Origin of the sequence: Escherichia sp. E10V5 (genome assembly GCF_004212315.1) — a bacterium.
Lineage (GTDB): Bacteria > Pseudomonadota > Gammaproteobacteria > Enterobacterales > Enterobacteriaceae > Escherichia.
This window is the reverse complement of record NZ_RHJM01000061.1, coordinates 1-4,961: the sequence shown is the minus strand read 5'-3', so window position 1 is coordinate 4,961 and position 4,961 is coordinate 1. Positions and strand designations below refer to the sequence as shown.

At 39.3% G+C, this 4,961-nt stretch carries 5 protein-coding genes and 3 pseudogenes; all 8 read right to left on the bottom strand.

The genetic code is table 11. From position 1 onward, the window contains the following. Positions 1-91 precede the first annotated feature (91 nt). Complete coding sequence (locus D9738_RS25355; RefSeq protein WP_240780619.1) at positions 92-541, bottom strand: DUF3887 domain-containing protein; 450 nt, start codon at positions 539-541, stop codon at positions 92-94. Between the two features lie 149 nt (positions 542-690). Then, on the bottom strand, positions 691-999 hold the full coding sequence (locus D9738_RS24690) for a hypothetical protein (RefSeq protein ID WP_240780618.1): 309 nt from the start codon (positions 997-999) through the stop codon (positions 691-693). A 6-nt stretch (positions 1,000-1,005) separates the two neighbouring features. Next, a pseudogene (locus tag D9738_RS24685) lies at positions 1,006-1,176 on the bottom strand (RHS repeat-associated core domain-containing protein); the annotation flags it as partial. A 314-nt stretch (positions 1,177-1,490) separates the two neighbouring features. Next, a complete protein-coding gene (locus D9738_RS24680; protein WP_130261403.1) occupies positions 1,491-1,820 on the bottom strand; it encodes a hypothetical protein in 330 nt (109 codons plus the stop codon). A gap of 243 nt (positions 1,821-2,063) precedes the next feature. Beyond that, positions 2,064-2,288: pseudogene (locus D9738_RS24675) on the bottom strand (RHS repeat-associated core domain-containing protein); the annotation flags it as partial. A gap of 10 nt (positions 2,289-2,298) precedes the next feature. Then, positions 2,299-3,434: pseudogene (locus D9738_RS24670) on the bottom strand (ISAs1 family transposase). 220 nt (positions 3,435-3,654) lie between these two features. Continuing rightward, positions 3,655-4,116, bottom strand: coding sequence for a sel1 repeat family protein (locus D9738_RS24665; protein ID WP_130261402.1), 462 nt, complete (start codon positions 4,114-4,116; stop codon positions 3,655-3,657). A gap of 11 nt (positions 4,117-4,127) precedes the next feature. Beyond that, positions 4,128-4,961 (bottom strand): RHS repeat-associated core domain-containing protein (locus D9738_RS24660; RefSeq protein WP_130261401.1); only part of this gene is annotated, 834 nt, incomplete at its 5' end.

Here is a 4,961-nt window from a genome sequence, read left to right as displayed (position 1 = left end):
GTTTTCAGGGAGGAGATCAGTGAATATTTACCTTGCAAAATTAATTCCTCAAGCATCTCACCTCTGCTCAAGTAAAGAAATAGTTCATATTTTATAGTTTAATGACCTCGCCAAGCTTACCCCCCTCATCGGCATAAAAAGCACTCAAATACAGATCACCTTTATTTTCTTTTGTAAATTCAAATTCCTCTATTAGAGAGTAATGTTCATATGTAGAGCGATAGGTTAAAACCACAACATTATGATTAATTACATTACTTGCCAGTAAGTCTATTTTATTTAACATTCCAAACACCTGTTTTTTTTCTTTCATTATCGTTATAAAAACATCTTCCGATGTTGCTTTTTTAAATTCACTGCTTGTGTCAGAGTAGATTTTGTCCACTTCATTCTGATTGTATAGCTTTTGAATGATAACAACTTTATCCTGCGCAATCTTTCTAATATCGGCATCAGCCTTTATTACATTATGACTAATATCTTTACCAAAAAACATAAAAGCCACTACTGCTACAATAACAATACCTACTTTTATTTTCATAAGTTAATATCCTACCAATTGTGATAAACACCATAAACTTTGCGAACAGGTAAGTTCGCCAACAAAACCACCAAATCCGGGACCAATACTCACTGTGCCTGAATTTTTCCGTCTGCATCCCTAACCCCTGCAATGGAATATTTTTTCAATTAACCACCTGTAGATATATAACCTTTATTAAGATACTCCCCCGGAGAGATTTTTGCTTGCGATGCTGTACCTGACAAAGAAATACCGATTGCAGAACCAACACCATTATGTTCACACAAAGTATAATACACACAAACATCCAGATTAGCTGGAACTCTATCATTCCCGCCAACTGTTGCTCCCACAGCAAAACTAGCCCCTGTAAATTCGTCACCATTAAAACTTATATCAATAGATCCTGAACCAGTAAAAGGGGTAGTATAAATTTTAGAAGTCACATCCGAAGGAGCGTTAATAGAGTTATTCATAAATTCGCCCCAATTGCTATATAATCCCAGAGCATCTGTGTATGCAACAGGATTTAACGGATAACGATAAAAATTCCACCCGCCTTCCAGCCCAATCGGATCCTGAGTGATATACCGTCCCTGCAGCGGGTTATAATAGCGGTGCCGGTTATAGTACAGTCCTATCTCCTCATCGTACAGTTAGCTCGGCAGGTGAGGCACCTGTTGCTGATGGTGCTGGTTCTCCGTTTCGATGCTGATGAGTAGCTTGAAGTTCCCCGTCTGGTGGTTTGGATACGGGTATTGCCCGTCAGTGTGGTGGTTGGCCTGTATCCATTCCAGCCGTACCATATTTTTATTAGCTATACTAAATTGAAAAAAAACCGAGACGAAGAAGTTCTACCTCTCATTCCGTAGCAAAAATTGCCGATTAACTGTTTGTTGCCGCCCAACAACATCTAAAGAATAAGACGATGCGCCAAATAAAATGTAACCATCATGATTATTTGTTTCTATTCTCCATAAAAAATAATCATCTGCAATAGGGGAGTATATTTTTTTCTTATAATTTTATTAATATAAACCCCCGCTGCATACCCGGAAAATTCACTGTTATTTGTTTCACCCCAATCAATTAAAATTTTCAAATCCGTTACATCATGAAATTTTAATAACGCCTTGGAGATAACGAAAAATATCTCACCTTCCTCCGTTTTGATCCATTTTTCTATATAATCAATATCCAATGCTATATCTGAAGAAAACTCTCCAGAATCAGAACAAAAAATAATTCCATGAATTAAATTATCATGAAAGCAGACTTCATTGAAAACATGCTCCATTTTTACTTCCCCCTGAATTTATCAAGGCAAACCACAACCACCAAACTCATGTTTCTGAGGATAGCACTTACATGTTTTAGGGTTCTGATTATTGACATCATAATGCCAATGAACAGGGCTTCCAGTCAAAACCATGCAACCATGAGCACCATCAGCTAACCCTCTGCCCTCATGTCTTTCTGTATGTATTTCGATATTATATTTTTCTCCGGTTGGAGGTACACATGGAGGACATTCATCTTCCTCACTTAAAGTGTCATGCCACCATTTAGTTAATGCTTTTGCAGCATTATCATCTGCTTGCTGCTGTGCAGGGCTTTTTGGCCATGGAATTGGCAAGGGGAATGGACTAGGAAAAACTTCTAACCCCAGAGGATCTGTATTCGTGACCGGATTCAACGGATACTGATAAAAATTCCATCCCCCCCTCAGCCCAATCGGATCCTGAGTGATATACCGCCCCTGCAGCAGGGCAAGATTACGAAAGCCCGCTCCCCGCAAGGACTGACGCGAGATAGTTTCTGTCCATGGCTGCTTTTCGCATCTTACGTCTTAACCCTGCCTTGAACACCTTATCATTCGTCAAAATATTAATAGCAATGTGCCGTATCCCTGAAAATAATTCTGCTGCATTTCCTCTTCTTATTTTGCAGTCGTCTTCATTCATTACCACGTCCAGACGCCAGTGCAGCTTATTCTCCACGTGCCAGTGATTTCGGATCGCTGTGGCGAACTTCTCAGCGGTTAAATCAGCAGAACTGATATAATATCTGACCGTCATTTCTGGCTCTTTCTTTTGCTCTGCTATTATTGAACGAAAGGAAACTGCCACGCATAATTTTTTCAGTCCTTTCCATTCAAACGTGAAATCAATAAGTTCATCAGGGACATCGCAAACAATGTGAAGACGGATTTCTTCTCTGCCGTGACTTTTTTCACTAATTGCGAACTGTCATGCTCTGGATTATTTAATTCTTTCAGCGGAAATTTTTCCTCGAAGGCTTTATTTAGCCGCCCCTGGTTTCCTTTTACAGCGAATAAATAATCACCTCCCTGTTTTTGTATCTTCTCTGCAATATCTTTCTGGCAACCCATCGCATCAGTTGTGATGATTTTTCCTTTAATATCCAGCATGTTAATAAGTTCAGGGATAGCTGTAATCTCATTGGATTTCTCATCCGTCCTGATCTGTCCGTTGACCAGACTGTGCATTGTTGAGAACGCACTAATGACATGAATCGCTCCCCTGCGGCGACTCTTGTCATAAGAATGCCGGAGCGTTTTTCCATCAATTGCAATGACGTCTTTATCATCTGATGAATGGCAGTCACGCATCCAGTTAATAAAGCACTCGTGAAATTTTGCAGGACTGATACAGGATACAACTCTGGCAATGGTATCGTGAACAGGAATACCATTTTCAAAATCACCATATTGCTTCAAAAAATCGAGATGTGTTTCCCAAAAATCCTCTATATCTTCCCAACCTTCTGCACCAGAAATAACGGCACAAATAGTCAACAGTAGAATATCCGATAATTTATGTTCCACTTTCCAGGCTTGTCTGTAATCGGGGATAACAGAAATATGTTCCATCAATTTTTTAAGTTCCATTTTGTTCTCCTTAATTATGTAAGGAGTATTTGATCATGTATAAGCAATAAAAAACAGCTTTAGGTAATAAGGGATATCTCAATTTTTAAACATAAAATGCGAATTATTTAGTACAAAAAGTGAACTTCTGATGATCTTTCCCTGGTTACCGATAATAGTTATAGTACAGCCCTGATTCATCATCATACTACTGCTGCGGCAGTCTGATGAACTATTGCTTTTACGGATTCTCCTTATTCTTCCTTCTATCCATTCGCTTTAGCTTTTTGAGCTCTTGAAGTTTGCTCTTCGCATCAATATTACCGTTATTTACAGCGAATTCCATCCAATAAATAGCTCTATTCAAATCATAATATTCTGATAATGTTGGATTTGTATCTGATAAAAAACCCCCATAATTAAACTGCGCTGTAACATTCCCCTGAGATGCTGATCTTTCCAAGAATCGCAATTGTTTATCAATATTATTTTTAGTAAAGCAGTAATATTGATATAGTCGAAATGATGCCTCTGAATCACCATGTTGTGATTTATACTTCAGTTTCATCAACTTTTCTTCACTTAAATCATAGGTCATTGCTGTAGATCCCATCACACTTTCGTTTTCTTTTATTTTCACATCAGCACCATGCAATTGACAAACAAGAGAAAAATAAAAAAATAGTAACAAGTATGCTTTCATACATCTACAACCTATCTTATATCACTGGGTTTTTCTGGCGTACCTTGCATATTAGAAATGGGGTGCCCAGATGGCCCATATGTTATCCAATTACCAAGGTCTTTTGTTGTTATAGCCATTAGATCCTTATTTGAATTAAGATTCGTTGGTGCTGTTAGCACTGTATCCATTTTTAACTTACCATTAGTTCCTCGCCCCCACCACGTCCATAGCGTGTCAGGTCCAATTACATTTGTATGTAACTCTTTAGCTAATTGGCTAGCAAATGAATTTTGTCCTTTACCTGTATTACAAGAAAATAACCAAACTGTCATCCCATCTTTATAATTCTCATCAAATTTAATTAGATATGCCAGATCTTTAGCTGTCATGATACTGCGCGTTGCGGATTCAATAGATGTGGGGGTACCATGCCCCCCGATTGTGAAAATGCCTGGGATATTAATCTCATCAGCTACAGAATGGATAAGATCACTTTCGGGGTATAAATTTATATCAACCAAACCTTGCGGATCTACATTTATGACAGGATTCAACGGATACTGATAAAAATTCCATCCCCCCTTCAGCCCAATCGGATCCTGAGTGATATACCTCCCCTGCAGCGGGTCATAATAGCGGTGGCGGTTATAATACAGACCGGACTCCTCATCATACTGCTGCCCCGGCAAACGAATAAGCTGCTGCAGCTGATGCGGGTTCTCTTCATTCAGCAGGTTGCCCCACTCATCGTATTCTGCGCACCATTCTGTTGCCCCTTCCGTGCTGATAAGCACCAGCGGCAGGCCGCGATGGTCGCAGTGGTACAGGTGGATTTTTCGCGCAGGCGTGTACACCGGGTCCAT

Coding starts and splice junctions, on each gene's coding strand:
- D9738_RS24680 (WP_130261403.1), bottom strand. CDS start 1,820: ATGGAGCATGTTTTCAATGAAGTCTGCTTTCATGATAATTTAATTCAT.
- D9738_RS24690 (WP_240780618.1), bottom strand. CDS start 999: ATGAATAACTCTATTAACGCTCCTTCGGATGTGACTTCTAAAATTTAT.
- D9738_RS25355 (WP_240780619.1), bottom strand. CDS start 541: ATGAAAATAAAAGTAGGTATTGTTATTGTAGCAGTAGTGGCTTTTATG.
- D9738_RS24665 (WP_130261402.1), bottom strand. CDS start 4,116: ATGAAAGCATACTTGTTACTATTTTTTTATTTTTCTCTTGTTTGTCAA.